14 protein-coding genes, 1 tRNA gene and 1 pseudogene are annotated in these 17,934 nt (G+C 69.2%); 8 read left to right on the forward strand and 8 right to left on the reverse strand.

Annotation, left to right across the window (positions count from 1 at the left end):
* Positions 1–40 precede the first annotated feature (40 nt).
* The 3 genes from E4191_RS04200 to E4191_RS04210 are packed head-to-tail and all read left to right on the forward strand — an operon-like array spanning position 41 to position 2,764.
* Positions 41–1,105 carry an ABC transporter ATP-binding protein gene (locus tag E4191_RS04200; RefSeq protein WP_135312289.1) on the forward strand — a complete coding sequence of 355 codons (1,065 nt, stop codon included), beginning with the start codon at positions 41–43 and terminating at the stop codon, positions 1,103–1,105.
* Entirely contained in the window at positions 1,098–1,979 is an 882-nt protein-coding gene (locus E4191_RS04205) for an ABC transporter permease (protein WP_135312290.1), read from the forward strand. Before E4191_RS04200 ends, E4191_RS04205 begins: the two co-directional genes overlap by 8 nt.
* Positions 1,976–2,764 (forward strand): ABC transporter permease, encoded by a 789-nt coding sequence (locus E4191_RS04210; RefSeq protein ID WP_135312291.1) that lies wholly within the window; start codon positions 1,976–1,978, stop codon positions 2,762–2,764. Before E4191_RS04205 ends, E4191_RS04210 begins: the two co-directional genes overlap by 4 nt.
* On the opposite strand, the gene E4191_RS04215 is transcribed toward E4191_RS04210, so the two are convergent.
* Positions 2,761–3,378: a nucleoside/nucleotide kinase family protein gene (locus tag E4191_RS04215; protein ID WP_135312292.1), complete on the reverse strand. Its 618-nt coding sequence runs from the start codon at positions 3,376–3,378 to the stop codon at positions 2,761–2,763. The genes E4191_RS04210 and E4191_RS04215 overlap by 4 nt on opposite strands.
* Before the next feature lie 134 nt (positions 3,379–3,512).
* Between E4191_RS04215 and E4191_RS04220 the strand changes: the two genes are divergently transcribed.
* From E4191_RS04220 to E4191_RS04235, 4 genes are all read left to right on the forward strand, one after another.
* The gene (locus tag E4191_RS04220) at positions 3,513–5,420 is read left to right on the forward strand and encodes a sensor histidine kinase (RefSeq protein WP_228461530.1); all 1,908 of its coding nucleotides are present in this window, start codon (positions 3,513–3,515) and stop codon (positions 5,418–5,420) included.
* A complete protein-coding gene (locus E4191_RS04225; protein WP_135312293.1) occupies positions 5,417–6,772 on the forward strand; it encodes a sigma-54-dependent transcriptional regulator in 1,356 nt (451 codons plus the stop codon). The genes E4191_RS04220 and E4191_RS04225 overlap by 4 nt, the downstream gene beginning before the upstream one ends.
* A 198-nt stretch (positions 6,773–6,970) precedes the next feature.
* Positions 6,971–7,948 carry a TAXI family TRAP transporter solute-binding subunit gene (locus E4191_RS04230; RefSeq protein WP_135312294.1) on the forward strand — a complete coding sequence of 326 codons (978 nt, stop codon included), beginning with the start codon at positions 6,971–6,973 and terminating at the stop codon, positions 7,946–7,948.
* Between the two features lie 114 nt (positions 7,949–8,062).
* Positions 8,063–10,240: a TRAP transporter permease gene (locus E4191_RS04235; RefSeq protein ID WP_135312295.1), complete on the forward strand. Its 2,178-nt coding sequence runs from the start codon at positions 8,063–8,065 to the stop codon at positions 10,238–10,240.
* Between the two features lie 165 nt (positions 10,241–10,405).
* On the opposite strand, the pseudogene E4191_RS04240 reads toward E4191_RS04235, so the two are convergent.
* The 3 genes and pseudogenes from E4191_RS04240 to E4191_RS04245 form a co-directional block, all read right to left on the reverse strand.
* A pseudogene (locus tag E4191_RS04240) lies at positions 10,406–11,450 on the reverse strand (IS5 family transposase).
* 181 nt (positions 11,451–11,631) lie between these two features.
* Positions 11,632–11,769 carry a hypothetical protein gene (locus tag E4191_RS23635; protein WP_176562626.1) on the reverse strand — a complete coding sequence of 46 codons (138 nt, stop codon included), beginning with the start codon at positions 11,767–11,769 and terminating at the stop codon, positions 11,632–11,634.
* Between the two features lie 173 nt (positions 11,770–11,942).
* Positions 11,943–12,017, reverse strand: a tRNA-Gln gene (locus tag E4191_RS04245).
* 93 nt (positions 12,018–12,110) lie between these two features.
* On the opposite strand from E4191_RS04245, the gene E4191_RS04250 reads away from it, so the two are divergent.
* Positions 12,111–13,286 (forward strand): BaiN/RdsA family NAD(P)/FAD-dependent oxidoreductase, encoded by a 1,176-nt coding sequence (locus tag E4191_RS04250; RefSeq protein WP_135312296.1) that lies wholly within the window; start codon positions 12,111–12,113, stop codon positions 13,284–13,286.
* 24 nt (positions 13,287–13,310) lie between these two features.
* On the opposite strand, the gene E4191_RS04255 is transcribed toward E4191_RS04250, so the two are convergent.
* Genes E4191_RS04255 through E4191_RS04270 form a run of 4 tightly spaced genes read right to left on the reverse strand, consistent with a single transcriptional unit; the run spans position 13,311 to position 17,890 of the window.
* Entirely contained in the window at positions 13,311–14,618 is a 1,308-nt protein-coding gene (locus E4191_RS04255) for a mechanosensitive ion channel family protein (protein WP_135312297.1), read from the reverse strand.
* Entirely contained in the window at positions 14,615–15,457 is an 843-nt protein-coding gene (kdsA, locus tag E4191_RS04260) for a 3-deoxy-8-phosphooctulonate synthase (protein ID WP_135312298.1), read from the reverse strand. The genes E4191_RS04255 and kdsA overlap by 4 nt, the downstream gene beginning before the upstream one ends.
* On the reverse strand, positions 15,454–17,253 hold the full coding sequence (locus E4191_RS04265) for a capsule biosynthesis protein (RefSeq protein ID WP_135312299.1): 1,800 nt from the start codon (positions 17,251–17,253) through the stop codon (positions 15,454–15,456). The genes kdsA and E4191_RS04265 overlap by 4 nt, the downstream gene beginning before the upstream one ends.
* Positions 17,237–17,890, reverse strand: coding sequence for an ABC transporter ATP-binding protein (locus tag E4191_RS04270; protein WP_135312300.1), 654 nt, complete (start codon positions 17,888–17,890; stop codon positions 17,237–17,239). The genes E4191_RS04265 and E4191_RS04270 overlap by 17 nt, the downstream gene beginning before the upstream one ends.
* Positions 17,891–17,934 lie beyond the last annotated feature (44 nt).

Genomic DNA, 17,934 nt, shown 5'->3' on the forward strand with positions numbered 1-17,934 from the left:
GGGCGCCCCCGACGGGCGCCCCCTTGTCTTTGGAGAGACGATGTCCCATTCCGTGGAACTGGCCGGGATCGGCATGACCTTCGGCACCACCCGCGCCGTCAGCGACGTGACCTTCAAGGTCGCGGCCGGAGAGTTCTTCTCGATCCTCGGCCCCTCGGGTTGCGGCAAGACCACGATCCTGCGCATGATCGCGGGCTTCATCGAACCGACCGAGGGTCACGTGCTGATCGGCGAGCGGGACATGGCGGGCCTGGGCCCCGACCAGCGCCCGACCGCGATGATCTTCCAGTCGCTGGCGCTGTTCCCGCTGATGTCGGTGCGCGACAACATCGCCTTCGGCCTCGAGGCGCGGGGCATGTCGCGCCCCGAACGCCGCGCCAAGGCCGACGACCTGCTGCGCTTGATCGCGCTGGAGGGCTATGGCGACCGGATGCCGGGCGAATTGTCGGGCGGCCAGCGCCAGCGCGTGGCCATCGCCCGCGCGCTGGCGGTGGAACCCGGCGTCCTGCTGCTGGACGAGCCCCTATCGGCGCTGGACCTGAAGCTGCGCCAGCACATGCGGGCCGAGCTGCGCGCCCTGCAGAAGCGCACCGGCGTCACCTTCATCTACATCACCCACGACCAGTCCGAGGCGCTGGCCATGTCCGACCGCGTGGCCGTCATGTCGAACGGGCTGCTGCAGCAGGTCGCCAGCCCGCGCGCGCTCTACGACAACCCCGCCACCCCCTTCGTCGCCCGCTTCGTGGGCGAGACGAACGCCATCCCGGGCCGCATCGCCCAGGTGCAGGACGGCCATGCGCGCATCGACACGGCGCTCGGGTCCCTGACCGGGCGCGCGGGGCAGGGCGCGCTGCCGGGCCAGCCCGGCACCATCTATATCCGCCCCGAGGCGCTGATGCCCGGCGGCACGGAAAACAGCCTGACCGCCGGGATCGAGCGGGTGGATTTCGAGGGCTCCTTCGCCCTCGTCCACGGCCGCTTCGACGGCGGCGAGGCGCTGGCGGCTTCGGTCCCCAGCACCCGTCTGGCCGAGGCGCCCGAACCCGGCAGCCGCGCCACCTTCGGCTTTGCGCCCGGGCATGCGGTGGTGCTGGGCGATGGGTGACCTGAAGAACCGCTTCGGGCCGGGGCTGTCGACGATCTTCGTGACGCTGGTGGTCTTCTGGCTGGCGGGCATGGTGCTGGCCCCGAACCTGATGATGATCGACTATGCCCTGCGCCCGAACCTGCCGCCGCAGGCGCTCGGCGGGCCGGACGATGTCTACTCGCTGTCCAACATCCTCTATCTGGCCGGAGAGCCGACGCACCGGGCGATCTTCTTCAAGACCATCTGGGCCAGCGCGCTGGTGGCCGGGGTGACCTTCCTCGTCTGCTATCCCATCGCCTTCTGGCTGGCGCAGCGCGCCACGACGGGGCAGCTGGCGGTGGCGATGCTGCTGATCATCATCCCCTTCTTCATCAACGAGGTGCTGCGCACGCTGGCCTGGTTCATCATCCTGGCCTATCGCGGCCCGCTGAACGCCGTGCTGATGAACATCGGCCTGATCGACGCGCCGATCCGCTGGCAGGGCGACGGCGGCGTGCTGGCGGCGATGGTCTATGCCTATATCCTGTTCATGCTGCTGCCGATCTACAATGCCATCGAAAGCCTGGAGAAGGCGCAGATCGAGGCCGCGCGCGACCTGGGCGCGCCCACCTGGCGCATCCATGCCCGGGTGGTGATCCCCCATGCGAAGGCGGGCATCGCCACGGGCTTCGTCTTCACCTTCATGCTGGCGGCGGGATCCTATGTCGCGCCCGCGCTGCTGGGCAGCCCCGGCAGCCGCTGGTTCACCGAGATCATCTACAACTGGTTCTTCGAGGGCGGCGACTGGAACCGCGGCGCGGCCTATGCGCTGGTGCTGCTGGTCCTGTGCCTGGCCGTCGTGCTGGTCACGCTGAAGCTGGTGCGTGTCAACCTGACGGATGTGGCGAAATGAGGGCCGAAAGCATCCTGCGCGCGATGATGGCCCTCTATCTGGGCGTCTTCGTGCTGTACCTGTTCGCGCCGCTGGTCATCATGGGGGCGGCGGCCTTCAACGAAAGCCGCTTTCCGACCGTGATCCCGTGGCAGGGCACCACGCTGGAATGGTTCTCGGCCATGTGGGCGGACGCAGCCATGTGGCGGTCGCTGTGGACCTCGGTGCTGATCGCGGTGGCGGTGGTGGCGATCGTGGTGCCGGTGGGCACGGCGGCGGCGCTGGTCCTGACCTCGCTGCATGCCCGGGCGCGCGGCGTGGCTTATGCGGTCATGGTCTCGCCGCTGCTGACGCCGGGGGTGGTGATCGGCATTTCCACCCTGATCCTGTGGCGGCAGCTGGGCGTGGGCGGCGGGATCTTCCTGATCGTGCTGGCGCAATCGACCTTCATCATCAGCTATGTGATGCTGATGGTGATGGCGCGGCTGCAACGCTTCGACCGCACGCAGGAGGAGGCCGCCCTGGGCCTGGGCGCCTCGCGCATGATGGTGTTCCGCCGGGTGCTGCTGCCCTTTCTGCGCCCCGCGCTGCTGGCATCTGGCGGCCTTGCGGTGCTGCAATCGATCGAGAACTACAACACGACCCTCTTCGTGCGCGGGTTCGAGACGCCCCTGACCGTCTTCATCGCCACCAAGGTCCGCACCGGCCTGACGCCGGCGGTGAACGCGCTGGCGCTGATCATCATCGTCGCCACCGTCATCGGCGCCATCGCCTACGAGATCGCGCGGCGCCGCAAGGCGGCCTAGCCGTTGGGCAGGATCAGGTCGGCCGCGCGGCTGGCGCCCAGCACCAGATCGACATTGGGCAGGTCGTTCTGCATCACCTTGGCCTGCGCCTGATCGGCGGGCAGGGCGCGCCAGCGGGCGGTCAGCCGCGCCTCCAGCACCGGGCGGGCGACCTGCAGCATGACCGTCAGCGCGAAATGCGGCGCCAGATCGCGCCAGCCGGGGCGGTCCAGCAGAAGATAGTTCCCCTCGACCAGGATCAGCCGCGCCTGCGGGGGGATCTCGCGCGCGGCGGCGCGGCTGATCTCAAGGTTGCGGTCGAAGACGGGGACCAGCACGGTGCGGCCGTCGTCGCGCGCCAGCCGGTTCAGCATCGCGGCGAAGCCGTCCAGATCGAAGGTCTGCGGCGCCCCCTTGCGCGCCAGATCGCCCCGCGCCGACAGAAGCCCGTCATCCAGGTGATAGCCGTCCATCGGCAGCAGCGCCGCGCCTGGAACCTCGCGCAGCAGCGCCTCGGTCACGTGGCTCTTGCCCGCGCCCGGGGGGCCGGCCAGCGCCACCATCCGCCGCGCGGGGCCCCGTGCCAGATCCCGCAACCGCGCTGCCAGCTGCGGCAGATCCGTCTTCTCGCTCATGGTCTTGCCCCCTTCGGTCCCCCGGTCCCGCCAATCAGTCCCATGCCCGCCCCGCTGCGGCAAGAGGCACGGGCGGGCTTGCCCCGGCGCCCGCACCGGGGGAAGATGCCGACCGGCAGGACAGGAGGCCCCGCGTGGAGCAGGCGACAGAGTCGATCGGCCCCCGGCGGGGCACGGACCGCGACCTGCGGCAGCGCCCCTGGGCCGCGGGCTTCGGCAGGCCCTTGGCGCGGCACCGGCGGCGGGCGGCGGCCATCGCCTTCCTGGCGGTCATCGGATGGGCGATGCTGGTGCAGGCGAATGGCTGGCTGGCCACGCGGTCGATCATCGCCACGGTCCCGCAGGGCGAGAACATCCTGCGCCTCGCCGTCTCGGGCCTGCGCGGCGAGCTTGCGCGCCACGAACGCCTGCCCGACCTGATGTCGCGCGCGCCCGTCCTGACGGCGGCGCTGCGCCCCGATCCGGGCCGCGCCGACATCGCCGCCGCCAACCTGTATCTGCGCCATGTGGCCCAGCTGATGGGCCTGTCGGACGCCTATATCATGACGCCGGACGGGCGCACGGTGGCGGCCAGCAATTTCGACCAGTCGCTCAGCTTCGTGGGCGAGGTGTTTGATTACCGGCCCTATTTCGCGGATGCGCTGGCGGGCGGGCAGGGGCGGTTCTTCGCGCTTGGCACCACCTCGGGCAAGCGGGGCTACTACTTCGGGGCGGCGGTGCGGGACCGGGGGCGGGTGCTGGGCGTGCTGGCGCTGAAGGTCGACGTGGACGCCATCGAGGACAGCTGGCGGGCCGCCGAATACGAGATGATCGTGACCGACAGCGAGGGGATCGTCTTTCTGGCCAGCCGTCGCGACTGGCAGTTCCGGTCCCTGGCGCCGCTGACGGACGCGGCCCGCGCCCGCATCGCCGCGACCCGCCGCTATGACGACGAGCCGCTGGACATGCTGCCCCTGCAGCCGGCGGGCGAGGTGGGCGGGCACCGGATGCTGCGTCTGGACCGCCCCGGTGCGCGGCGCGAGTTCGTGACCGTGGCCGAGGCGATGCCCGAGGCGGGCTGGACGGTGCAGGTGCTGCTGGACACGGCGCCCGCGCGGCGGCAGGCGCTGATGGCCTCGGTCGCGGGAATGCTGATCCTCTGGGCGGGTCCTGCGGGGCTGATGGCCTGGGCGCAGCGCCGGGCGCGTCTGCGCGAACGCCTGTCGATCCAGGCCGAGGCGCAGGCCCAGCTGGAGGGGCGCGTCGCCGCCCGCACCGCCGAACTGGCCGAGGTCAACGCCCGCCTTGGCGCCGAGGTCGAGGAACGCCGCGCGACCGAGGCCGAGCTGCGCCGCACGCAGCGCCATCTGGTGCAATCGGCCAAGCTGGCGGCGCTCGGCCAGATGTCGGCGGCGCTGTCGCACGAACTCAGCCAGCCCTTGGGGGCGGTGCGCAACTTCGCGGCCAATGCGCTGACCTATCTGGACCGCGACCGGGTGCCGGACGCGCGCCAGAACGTCACCCGCATCCTGTCCCTGACCGACCGCATGACCGAGATCGGCCGCACCCTGCGCAACTTCGCCCGCAAGCCCAATGCCGCCCTGTCCGACGTGGACCTGCACGATGTGCTGCGCGACGCGCTGGAGGTGATCGCCTGGCGCATCGGCAAGCGCCCGGTGACGCTGGACGTCGACCTGCCGCCCGGCCCCCTGCTGGTGCGGGCGGGCCCGGTGCGGTTCCAGCAGGTGATCGTCAACCTGCTGTCCAACGCGCTGGATGCGCTGGAGGGGCAGGAGGACGCCGTCATCCGCCTGCGCGCCGAGGCCGGGCCGGGGCGGGTCGTGCTGACCGTCTCGGACAATGGGCCGGGCATCCCCGAGGGGCTGGACGACCGGATCTTCGATCCGTTCTTCTCGACCAAGGGGGTGGGGGCCGGGCTGGGGCTGGGGCTGTCGATCTCGTTCAACATCGTCAAGGATTTCGGCGGCGAGCTGCGCCTGCTGCGCCAGCCCGGGGGCGCGGCCTTCCAGATCGACCTGCCGCGCGCCGAGGTGTCGTCATGAGCGCGGGGCGGATCGTGCTGGTCGACGACGAGGCCGACATGCGCCTGTCGACCGCGCAGGGGCTGGATCTGGAGGGGTTCGAGGTCGACGACATGGCGGATGCCCAGTCCGCGCTGGAACGGGTGGGCTTCGGCTTCGACGGGATCGTCGTGACCGACATCCGGATGCCCGGCATGGACGGCATGACCCTGATGAGCCGCATCCACGAGATCGACGCCGACATCCCGGTGATCCTGGTGACCGGGCATGGCGACATCCAGCTGGCGGTGCGCGCCATGCGGCAGGGCGCCTATGACTTCGTCGAAAAGCCCTTCGACGGGCAGCAGCTGGCCGAGATCGCCGCCCGCGCGATGGAGTATCGCCGGATCGTGCTGGAAAACCGCGTGCTGCGGGCGGCGGCGGGGCAGGCCGACGATCTGGAGACGCGGCTGGTCGGGCGGTCGAACGTGATGATCGACCTGCGCCGCCGTCTGCGCACCATCGGCCCGACCGAAGCCGACGTGCTGATCGTGGGCGAGACCGGCACCGGCAAGGAGATCGTGGCCCGCGCGCTGCACGACCTGTCGCCCCGCGCGCGCCGTCCCTTCGTCGCCATCGACTGCGCGGCCCTGCCCGCCGCCCTGATCGAATCGGAACTGTTCGGCCACGAGGCGGGCGCCTTTCCCGGCGCGCTGCGCCCCCGCTATGGCAAGTTCGAACATGCCCGCGGCGGCACCATCCTTCTGGACGAGATCGGGTCCATGCCCTGGGACGTGCAGGGCAAGCTCTTGCGCGTGGTGCAGGACCGGGTGATCTCGCCGCTCGGGTCGAACGAGGACCGGGTGCTGGACGTGCGGTTCCTCGCGACCTCGCGCCAGCCGCTGGAGGACGAGGTGGCGGCGGGCCGGTTCCGGGCCGACCTTCTCTATCGGCTGAACGTGGTGACGCTGACCGTGCCGCCCCTGTCGGCGCGGCGCGAGGACATCCAGCTGCTGTTCATCAAGCTGGTGCAGGAGGCCGCCGCCCGCCACCGCCGCGCCGCCGTGGCCATCCCCCCGCAGCTTCTGGCCGAAATCGTGGAGCGCGCATGGCCCGGAAATGTGCGCGAATTGCGCAACGCCGCCGACCGCCACGCGCTTGGCATCGCCCTGCAACCCGCCGAGGATCGCGGCCCCGACCAGATGCGCCTGGCCCACCGGGTCGCGGGGTTCGAGCGCGACGTGATCGTGGCGACGCTGGCCGCGCAGGGCGGGCGGCTGAAGCCCGTCTACGAACAGCTGGGCCTGTCGCGGAAGTCGCTCTATGAAAAGATGCAGAAATACCGGATCGACAAGTCGCTCTACAGCGATGCGGGGGACGAGGCCGACCCGTGATGGGCGGAAATCCACCCATCCCATTCCGCCGATGTTACCGAATCCACCCATCCGACCGCGGCCGACGCGTTTTTCCGGCGCGCGAGGTGCATGGCGGCATTGCGCGGCAAGCATGGCGGCGCCTAAGGACAAGGCACGCCATCCGGCAGCCCGGGGTCCCGGACCCTGCGGCGCCGGCTCAAATCTGGGAGGATTTCGATGCGTTTCCTGACCGTCGCCACCGTCGCGGCCGCCACCGCCTTCACCCTGACCCCCGCCCTTGCGCAAGAGGACCGCGCCGACTGGCCGTCCAGCCTAACCATCGGCACCGCCAGCCAGGGCGGCACCTATTTCATCTACGGCACCGGCCTTGCCGGCCTGATCAACCAGAACCTGGGCGTGAACGCCTCGGCCGAGGTCACCGGCGGCCCGGTGCAGAACGCCACCCTGGTCGAGACCGGCGACCACCAGGTGGGCCTCGTCACCATGGGCCCCGCCTACGAGGCCTGGACCGGCAACAGCGAACTGGCGCCGGGCGTCGAGCATGCCGCGCTGCGCGCGCTGTTCCCGATGTACCAGACCCCGTTCGAGGCGGTCGCGCTGCAATCCTCGGGCATCGCGGACGTGACCGACATGGCCGGCAAGCGCGTCTCGGTCGGCCCGGCGGGCGGCACGGCGGCGACCTACTGGCCGCGCTTCTTCGAGACCCTGGGGATCGAGGCGACGATCAGCTATTCGGGCGCCAATGACGCGACGGGCCAGGTCAAGGACGGCCTGATCGACGCTTTCGCCTTCGCGGCGGGCGTGCCGATCTCGGCCTTCGCGCAGATCGCGGCGGAAAACCCCGTCAACATCTTCGGCTTCACCGAGGAACAGCGCGCCCAGATCCTGGAGGCGATGCCCGAAGTGGCGGCCTTCGAGGTGCCGGGCGGCATGTATCAGGGCTTCCCCGAGGGCCACGGCACCGTCGCCATGTGGAACTTTGCGGTCGCGCATCAGGACATGCCCGAAAGCCTCGCCTACGAGATCACCAAGATGGTGATGGAGAACAACGAGGCGATGATGACCATCCACGCCACCTCGGCCGAGACCATCCCGGAGAACGCCGACAAGAACACCTTCCTGCCCTACCATCCCGGCGCCCTGCGCTATTTCGACGAGGCGGGCATCGAGATCCCCGCCGACCTGCGCGGCTGATCCGCGATCCCCGGGGGCCCCGCGCGGCCCCCGGACCCCTTTTCCCTGTCCCCTCACGGTCGACCCGGGCGCCTGTCCTTCGGCAGCGCCAGCCCCGCCGACGGAGAATTCCCCATGTCTGTTGATGCTGCATCCGCGGCAGGCACCGGCCCCGTCCTGGCGCAAGGCGTCGACGACGAACCGATGGCCTCCAACCAGCGCGATCCCCGCGCCCGCACCGGGCTGCTGATCGCGGTCCTCTGCGCCGCCTACACCATCTTTCACCTGGTGGTCATGGTCCTCTATCCGCTTGAAACCTGGGCTTATCGGATGATCCACCTCTGCGGGGGTCTGGTGATCGGCTTCCTGACCTATTCGGCGCTCAGCCAGACCAGCGATGCCCCGGCCGAGGAACGGCGCGGCCCGGCCGAGCTGGCGCTGCTGGGGGTGGCCGCGATCGGCATCGGCTACGGCTTCGTCATCATCGCCTATGCCTGGGGCGCCTGGTGGCTGGCGGGCGTGGCGCTGCCGCCGGCCTTCGGGTTCCGCACCTACGGCTTGCCTCTGGTCATCGGCACGGTGGCCGCCATCGTCGCCGCCTGGCGCCATTCGTCGCGCGACCGGGCGCGGATCTATCCCGCCGACCTGCTCTTGTGCCTCTCGGCCATCGCGGTGCTGGGCTACATCCTGTTCGTGGTGGGCGCGCTCAGGATGCGGGCCGGCACGGGCATGGCGCAGCCGGGCGACCTGTGGGCCGCGCTGACCGGCATCCTGCTGATCCTGGAGCTGACGCGCCGCCTGACGGGCCTGGCGCTGGTGGTGATCGTCGGCGTCTTCATCGCCTACAGCTTCCTCGGGCCGTGGCTGCCGGGCTTCCTGAACCATCGCGGCTACACCGCCACGCGGTTCTTCACCTACATCTTCACCGACCAGGGCGTGCTGGGCGATCCGATCGCGGTCAGCTCGACCTATATCATCCTGTTCATCGTCTTCGCGGCCTTCCTGCAGGCGTCGAAGGTGGGCGACTATTTCGTCAACTTCGCCTTTGCCTGCGCCGGTCAGGCGCGGGGGGGACCTGCCAAGGTGGCGGTCTTTGCCTCGGGCCTGATGGGCATGATCAACGGCACCTCGGCGGGCAATGTCGTCTCCACCGGGTCGCTGACCATCCCGCTGATGAAGAAAGTGGGCTATTCGCCCAAATCCTCGGCCGCGATCGAGGCCACGGCATCGTCGGGCGGGCAGATCCTGCCGCCGATCATGGGCGCGGGCGCCTTCATCATGGCCGAGGTGACGGGCATCCCCTATACCGACATCGTCGTGGCCGCGATCATCCCGGCGCTTCTGTACTTCGTGTCGGTCTATTTCATGGTCGACCTGCAAGCGCTCAAGCTGGACATGAAGGGCCTGCCCCGGTCCGAACTGCCCCGCTTTGGCGACCTGATCAAGCAGGTCTACCTGTTCCTGCCGATCATCATCCTGATCTACACCCTGTTCGCGGGCTATTCGGTGATCCGGGCGGGTGCGATGGGCATGGTCTCGGCGATGATGGTCAGCTGGCTGACGCCGCACCGCATGGGCCCCAAGCGCATCTTCCAGGCGCTGGAGATGGGCGCCAAGATGTCCATCCAGCTGGTCGCCGTCTGTGCGGCGGCGGGCATCATCGTGGGCGTCATCGCCCTGACCGGGGTGGGCGCGCGCTTCTCGTCGCTGCTGCTGACCATCGCGGACCAGAACCAGTACCTGGCGATGTTCTTCGCCATGTGCATCTCGATCATCCTCGGCATGGGCATGCCCACCACGGCGGCCTATGCGGTGGCGGCGGCGGTCGTGGCCCCGGGGCTGATCTCGCTCGGGGTGCCGGTGCTGGTCGCGCATTTCTTCGTCTTCTACTATGCGGTGATGTCGGCCATCACGCCGCCGGTGGCGCTGGCCGCCTATGCGGGGGCGGCTCTGTCGGGGTCGGACCCGATGAAGACCAGCGTCGAGGCCTTCAAGCTGGGCCTGGCCGCCTTCATCGTGCCCTTCATGTTCTTCGGCTCGCACGAGCTGCTGATGCAGGGCGAGACGGTGGACATCATCCATGCCACCGCGACGGCGCTTCTGGGGATGTTCCTGCTGTCGGCGGGGGTCATCGGCTACTTCTTCGGCCATGCCGGGGTGGTGATGCGGATCGTGCTGATCGGCGCGGCGCTGTCGATGATCTCGGTGGGCTGGGTCAGCGACATCATCGGCCTGTCGGTCGCCGTGGGGCTGTTCTTGTGGCAGCGCAAGATGGTGACGCCCGCCACCCTGTCGCGCGGTCAGGCAGACTAAAGGGCACCTCGATTTTTGCGCTTTCCGGCCTCGAATAACAGGTTGGGCGGCTTGAGGCAGGGATGATGTCACCCGTCGGCGTCCTTGCGTGCTGTGTGGTCTTCGGTGCTGCGCCTGCCACGCGCGGCGTTTCCTGCCTCTTGGCCTGATTGCCGTGCCCCGGGGTCAGGCCGGGCACGGGTTCAGGCGGCGCAGCTGACCAAGGCGCCGCATGTTGTAAGCCATGTTCTTCATCCCGATCTTGGCCTTTGCCCGCACCATGCCGATCGTGCGCACCAGCGTGCCGCCCATGTCGTTGGCTTGCGCGCCAAAGATATGCTCGACCCGCGCACGCACCGAGGATTTGGTCCGATTGCTCCCCTTAGCCTGTTCGGTCAACGGCTTGCCGCGCATGCCCTTGCGGTGGATGTGGCTCTTCAGCTTCAAGGCGCGCAGCCTGGCCTCCATCTCCTCGGACCGATAGGCGGGATCAGCCCAGACCCCCGCGCCGGTATTGCCCCGCATCAGCAGGTGGTCCACCGCCTGGCTATCGTGCAGGGCCGCATCGCTGACATGGTAACGCCGCACCAGCTTGTGCTTGCTGTCCATGTTCACATGGTTCTTGTAGCCGTAATGGGATTTCCCGTGCTTCTTGGTCCAACGCGCATCAACGTCCTTCTGTGACCGCTTGGCGGGCTTGTCGGCCCAGTCTTCGGGCACCTCACCGTTCTTGATCGCCTTGTTTTCATCACGCGCATTATGGTTGCGCGGCACCGGGACAATAGAGGCATCGAGGATCTGCCCGCCCCGCGCGATGTAACCCTGTCGCGCCAGATAGCTGTCGAACTGCTTGAACAGCGTCTCCACCAGGCCTGCCTGCGCCAACGCCTCGCGATAGAGCCAGACCGTCTTGGCATCGGGCACCCGGTCCTCGAGCTCCAGGCCCAGAAACCGTCCTGGCCGACAGACGGTCGCGCACCTGATACTCGATCTGGTCGTCGGACAGGTTGTAAAGCGCGCCCAGCACCAGTGTCTTGAACATCAGCACGGCATCCATGGGTTTGCGCCCGGCACGTGACTTGCGCTCTGCATCCGGCTTGCGCCAGACACGCTCCAGCGTCGGGCGGAACTCATCCCACGGCACGACAACGTCGATCTCGACCAGTGGGTCCCTCTTGGCGTCCAGGCTCGCGTAGCGGTCCAAAAGATCAAAGAATCCCAACTGCGCCATCGTCAAAATCCAAGCCGCCGATCACCCTCACTCATACCGCAGCAAGACGGGTCAGGCAATTCTTCGAGGTGCCCATAAGGCCGCCGGTCACGGCTGACAATGCCAAAGGGCGGACCGCACGGTCCGCCCTTTTTCGTGTCACGGCGCCCGGTCGATGCCGGTCAGGTCAGGTCAGCTTACGTCAGGTCAGGGCCAGCAGCAGCGCAAGGCACGGCGCCATGCCGCTGGCGATGGCCACGGGCAGCCTGTGGTCGCTTTGCGCAGGTCGGGCGACGGCTTGGGTACGGCGAAGATAGGCTTCGGTATGGATGTCGAACATTCTTTCCTCCGGTCCTCGGGCAGCTGGTCCGGCAGTGCGCCGCGCTGTCCAGACCCAAGCCGGGCCGCGATCCCGCAGTTCCGGGCATCGCCGATATGTCGCAGCAGGGCGACATATGCACCAATTGCCCCGAAAGAGCGATTGGCGTTCCGGATCAATGCTCTGGAAGAAATTGGCTGGGGCGGTAGGATTCGAACCTACGGTACACGGTACCAAAAACCGATGCCTTACCACTTGGCCACGCCCCAACTGTGGGGGTGATTACCCAAGGGTGCAGACGGGTGCAAGGCGGAAAATGCAGAAATCTTGCCCTGGGCGGCGCGCTTCGCTATCCCGCCCCCATGGAACATGCGGATCTTGTCATTCTGGGGGCCGGGGCGGCCGGGTTGTTCTGCGCGGGATCGGCCCTGGCGCAGGGGCGGCGTGTGCTGGTGCTGGACCATGCGCGGGTGCCGGCGGAAAAGATCCGGATCTCGGGCGGGGGGCGGTGCAACTTCACCAACCTCGCCACCGGGCCGGACCGCTTCCTGTCGGGCAACCCGCGCTTCGCGGCCAGCGCGCTGGCGCGCTATGCGCCGGGCGCCTTCGTCGATCTGGTCGACCGCGCCGGGATCACCTGGCACGAGAAGACGCAGGGCCAGCTGTTCTGCGACGGCAAGGCCACGCAGATCACCGACATGCTGCTGGACCGGATGCGCGGCGCCGAGCTGCGCCTTGGCACTGCAATCGAACGGGTGGACCGGCAGGCCGAGAGCTTCGTCATCAAGACCCCGGGCGGGGCGATCGCCGCGCCGCGGGTGGTGGTGGCCACCGGGGGCAAGTCGATCCCCAAGATCGGGGCGACCGGGCTCGCCTATGACCTGGCCGCGCAATTCGGCCTGCGGATGGTCGAGACGCGCCCGGCGCTGGTGCCCCTGACCTTCGCCGAGCAGGACCTGGCGCTGTGCCGTCCCTTGGCGGGCCTGTCGGTCGAGGCGCGGATCGCGCATGGCGGCGGCGGCTTCCACGACGCGCTGCTGTTCACGCATCGGGGCCTCAGCGGTCCGGCGATCCTGCAGATCTCCAGCTTCTGGCGGGCCGGAGAGGTGCTGACCATCGACCTGGCCCCCGGGCGCGACATCGCCGCCGACCTCAAGGCCGCGCGCGGCAGCCGCGGTAAGGCGCAGGTCGCCACCGTGCTGGCGCAGCTGCTGCCCGAGCGCCTGGCGCAGGCGGTGGTGGCCGAGGCGGGGCTGGCGCAGGCCCGGCTGGCCGACCAGCCCAATGCCCGGCTGGAGGCGCTTGGCGCGCGCGTGAACCGCTGGCAGGTGCGCCCCGTGGGGACCGAGGGCTATCGCACCGCCGAGGTGACCCTGGGCGGCGTGGACACGCGCGATCTGGACGCGAAGACGCTGCAGGCGCGCGAGGTGCCGGGGCTGTCCTTCATCGGCGAATGCGTGGATGTGACCGGCTGGCTGGGCGGCTACAATTTCCAATGGGCCTGGGCCTCGGCGGATGCCGCCGCCCGGGCGCCCTAGACGCCGTGCCCTTGGCCCCGCGTTCTAGCTGCGCGGGGTGGGGCTGAGCAGGTCGCGCCCGTCATCGATGCGCCCGCGTTCGACCATCTCCTCGAAGGCCGCGTCCGAGGCGGCGTCGGACAGGCGGCTGTCGGCGGGCCGGGCCGGGGCCGGGCGGGACTGTTCGGCTTGGCTGTCCTCGATGCGGATGCGGTGGACGGGCTCGGGCAGCAGATAGCCCTTGGCATCCAGCGCATGGCGCATCAGCCGGAACGCCTCGCCCCGCGCCAGGTCGAAATCGGTGCCGTCCTGCGACACCCAGCCCCCGGCGCGGATCACCACATGCTCGGGGCCGCTGGCATCCAGCCAAGCCACCGGCTCTGGGCGATCGAGGACGAAGGTCATGCCTTTGAGCGACTTCAGCACCACGTCGCGCGCCCGGCCCAGATCGGCGGTCGGGTCGATGGTCAGATCGACCATGAAGCGGCGTTCGGGGTTGCGGGTATAGTTGGTCAGCACGGCCTTGTAGATGATCTGGTTCGGGATGCGGATGTGGTTGCCGTCCAGCGTCAGCAGCGTCGTGCCCCGGCTGGTCAGGCGGATCACCCGGCCGCGCAGCCCGTTCACCTCGATCAGGTCGTTGGGGTTGAAGGGCTGGCGCAGCGACAGCAGCATGGTCGCCACCACCCCCTCGATCGTGTCGCGCGCCGCGAAGGACAGCGACAGGCCGAAGATGCCCGCCGCCCCCAGCAGCGTGCCCAGCAGCGCCCGCGCGCCCATCAGGTCCAGCGCCACGACCAGCGCCACGATCCAGGCCACCAGCCGGATCGTCTGCGCCAGAAAGCCCGCGATGAAGGGATTGGGGGCGATGCCCGACAGGGTGCGCTGGCGCCGCGACAGCCAGCCCCCGGCCAGGACGATCAGCGCGCCCACCCCCAGCCCAAGCGCCATGAAGGGCAGGCCCGCGACCAGCTGCGTCAGGCGCGATTGGGCGCGGTCGCGCACCGTCTCCAGCCGCGTGCCAAGGTCGGTGGACAGGATCACCCCGTTCTCGATCGCGACGACGCCCTCGACGCGGGCCAGCAGCGCCTGCAGCCGGTCGACGGTCTGCTGTTCGGCCACCTCGCCGTCCAAGGTGACGATGCCCGCATCGACCTGCACGCGCACGCCGTCGAACTGCGGCACCTGCGCCAGGATGCTGGAGATGCGGGTGAGGATCGCCAGATCGGTGGCCCGGTCGTCGCGGGTCGAGATCGCGCCCACCGGGGTCTGGGGCGAATGCGCCTCGGGGGCCTGGGCACCGGCGGGGGCCGCCACTGCCAGCAGGCACAGGATCAGAAGCGCGCGGATCATGCGGGCAGCGGGTCGGCCTTTGCCAGACGGTCGAAGGCCATCAGCGAGGCGACCAGCGCCGCCATCCGGTCCAGCGGGATCATGTTCGGCCCGTCCGAGGGGGCACGGTCGGGATCCTCGTGCGTCTCGATAAAGACGCCGGCCACGCCAAGCGCCACGGCGGCCCGCGCCATGACCGGCGCGAATTCGCGCTGCCCGCCCGAGCTGCCGCCCTGACCGCCCGGCTGCTGGACCGAATGGGTGGCGTCCATGATCACCGGATAGCCGGTGCGCGCCATGATCGGCAGCGACCGCATGTCGGCCACCAGCGTGTTGTAGCCGAAGCTGGCCCCCCGCTCGGTCAGCAGGATGTTCTCGTTCCCGGTCGAGGCGACCTTCTGCGCCACGTTGGGCATGTCCCAGGGGGCCAGGAACTGGCCCTTCTTGATGTTCACGACCGCGCCGGTGCGGCCCGCCGTCAGCAGCAGGTCGGTCTGGCGGCAGAGGAAGGCCGGGATCTGGATGACATCCACCACCTCGGCCGCGCGCACCGCCTGCTCGGCATCATGGATGTCGGTCAGCACCGGACAGCCAAGCCGCTCGCGGACGGTGGCCAGGATCTGCAGGCCCTCGTCGATGCCCAGGCCCCGCTTGCCCGACAGCGAGGTGCGGTTTGCCTTGTCGAAGCTGGCCTTGAAGACGAAGGACGCCCCGGCATCGGCGCAGACCTTTGCCATGGTTTCCGCGATCATCATCGCGTGGTCCAGGCTCTCCAGCTGGCAGGGGCCGGCGATGACGGTCAGCGGCAGGTCGTTGCCGCAGGTGACCGCGCCAATCGGGACGTGGCGGGCGGCGGTCATGTCGACACCTGCTCGCGCAGGATCGAGGCCGTCAGCGACAGCATCAGATAGATGCCCGCGAAGACAAGGAAGGCCACCAGCGTGTTCTGGAAGGCCTTGGGATAGGTCGCCTCGTCCGGCGGGATCGGGGCGATGGACAGCGACAGGTAGCGGACCTGCTTGTTCGCCTCGATCCGGGCGGCCTCCATCTGGCCGGCGGCGGCGGCCAGCATCTCCTGCCGGGTCAGCAGGTTGGCCTCGGCCACGCGCATCTCGGCGCCGATGGCGGCCAGCGAGCGGCGCGAGTCGCTGCCCGTCGTCAGGTCCAGGCGGGTTTCGGCGATGATCTCGCGCAGCCGCTCGATGTCGCCGCGCACGGCGGTGACGCGGCTCTGCACCGGCGAGGGGTTGGCCAGCAGCTGCCCCAGTTCCAGCTGCTTCTCAGTCAGCTGCGCCTCAAGTGCCGAGACCTGGCCCATGACCACGCCGCTTTCGGCCAGGGGATCCAGCACGCCCATCTGTTCCTGCAGCTCCTGCACGCGCATCTGGGCCTCCAGCATCTTGGCCTCGGCGTCCTCGTAGGTCTCGCGCGCGCCCTCCATCTGGTCCTCGCGCATGCGCGAGGTCAGCGCGTCGACCAGTTCCTCGGCATAAGAGATCAGCGCCCGCGAGAACTGCTCGCTCAGGGCCGGGTCGGGGGCGATCACCTCCATGTCCAGCACGCCCTCGGTCGGGTCGTAGCCGATCTTGACGCTGTCCTGATACAGGCTGAAGGTCGCCTCGTTCGTGGCATTCTCGGGCAGGCGCTTGATCGGATCGACGCCGGGATCCTGGAAGGCCTGGCGGAAGCCCAGATCCCCGTCCAGCCGCAGCATCGCGTCGCGCGAGGTCAGATAGCTTTGCACCGCCACCGCGTCCGTGTTGGTGCCGACGCCGCCCAGGGCCGCGCCGATGCCGCCCATGCCGGCCCCGCCGCCATCCGCGGACTGGATCTGGAACTGCGACACCGTCGCATAGAGCGGCGAGGCGACGCGGAAATAATACCATCCGACCAGCACGGTCGGGATCAGCACGAAGGCGATCAGCCGCGCGGCCAGCATCGCCATGCGGCGGCGGCGGCGGCGCGCCAGATCGCGCTGGATGCGGTAGATCTCGGCGGCGCGCTTCTCTTCGGTCAGGTCCTCGCGCGAGGGCATCTCGGGCCGCGTCGCCGGGGGATTGTTCGGCATGATCGTGGGTAGGCCGGCGCGCAGGGCCGGGGGATTGGCCACGGGGGCGGACAGCACGCGGCTGCCCTCGGAGGACAGGATGCTGCCCACCGCGCCGCGATGGGAGGGGTCGATGCCCCGCTCGCGCAGCCGCAGCACGGCCTCCTCGCCCGAGTTGACCTCGATCTGGTGCAGCGTGGCGATGCGGCGGGCGATGCGCAGCTGCCGGTCGGTCAGCTTCTCGGCCCGGATGGCCTCCAGCTTCGCCTCCAGGTCCTCCCCCTCGGCGGGTGCCTCGGCAGCGGCGGGGCTGGGCTGGGGCTGGGCGTCGGCCTTGGCCGGGCGGGTCATGCGGAAATCGCCGAAGCCGTCATCGACCGGCCCGGTGGACAGGAAGCGGTCCATGCGACCGGCATCGCTGTCCTGAGGCGGCGTGCCCGCATTGGCAGAACGGGGGCCGGGCGCGGCCGTGGGACGCGGCGTCACCTCCAGCCGCGCGCGCTTGGGCGGCATCTCGGGGGCGGGATCGGCCGGACGGGGCGACGGGCGCGCCGCGACCGAATCCGACGGGGACGCATGATAGCGGCGGGCTTTAGGCGGTGTAGTCATAATATTGCTTGGCCTCGTCGAGGGACTCGAACATGTACAGTTTGCCGTCGCGCAGGATCGCCGCGCGGTTGCAGAATTTCTCGATCGTGCCGGGCTGGTGGGACACGATGACCACGGTCGAGGTCTGCAACCGCTCGAACAGGACGCGTCCGGCCCGGCGGTTGAATTCGGCATCCGTGGTCTGCGGCATGCCCTCGTCGATCAGGTAGATGTCGAAATCCAGCGCCAGCAGCAGCGAGAAGTTGAAACGCTGCTTCATGCCCGCCGAATAGGTGCCGACCGGCATGTCGAAATATTCGTGGATGTCGCAGAGCCAGCGCGTGAAGGCCGAGACGTAGTCGGGGTCCAGCCCGTAGATCCGGGCGATGTAGCGGGCGTTCTCGTTGCCGCTGTGGCGGTTGACCAGCCCGCCCATGAAGCCCAGGGGAAACGAGATGCGGCATTCGCGCCGGACCTTGCCCTCGTCGGGCTTCTCCAGCCCGCACATCATGTTGATGATCGTCGTCTTGCCGGTCCCGTTGGGCGCGAGGATGCCCAGGGAATTGCCCAGCTCGACCTGGAAGGAGGCACGATCGAGAATGATCTTGTGCTGCCGGCCGGTCCAGAACGACTTGGAGACGCTGTCAAATTCAAGCATGAGGTTGCTTTGCAATCGTTAATTCAGGCACAAGGCGTGCCATG

Origin of the sequence: Paracoccus liaowanqingii (assembly GCF_004683865.2) — a bacterium.
GTDB lineage: Bacteria > Pseudomonadota > Alphaproteobacteria > Rhodobacterales > Rhodobacteraceae > Paracoccus > Paracoccus liaowanqingii.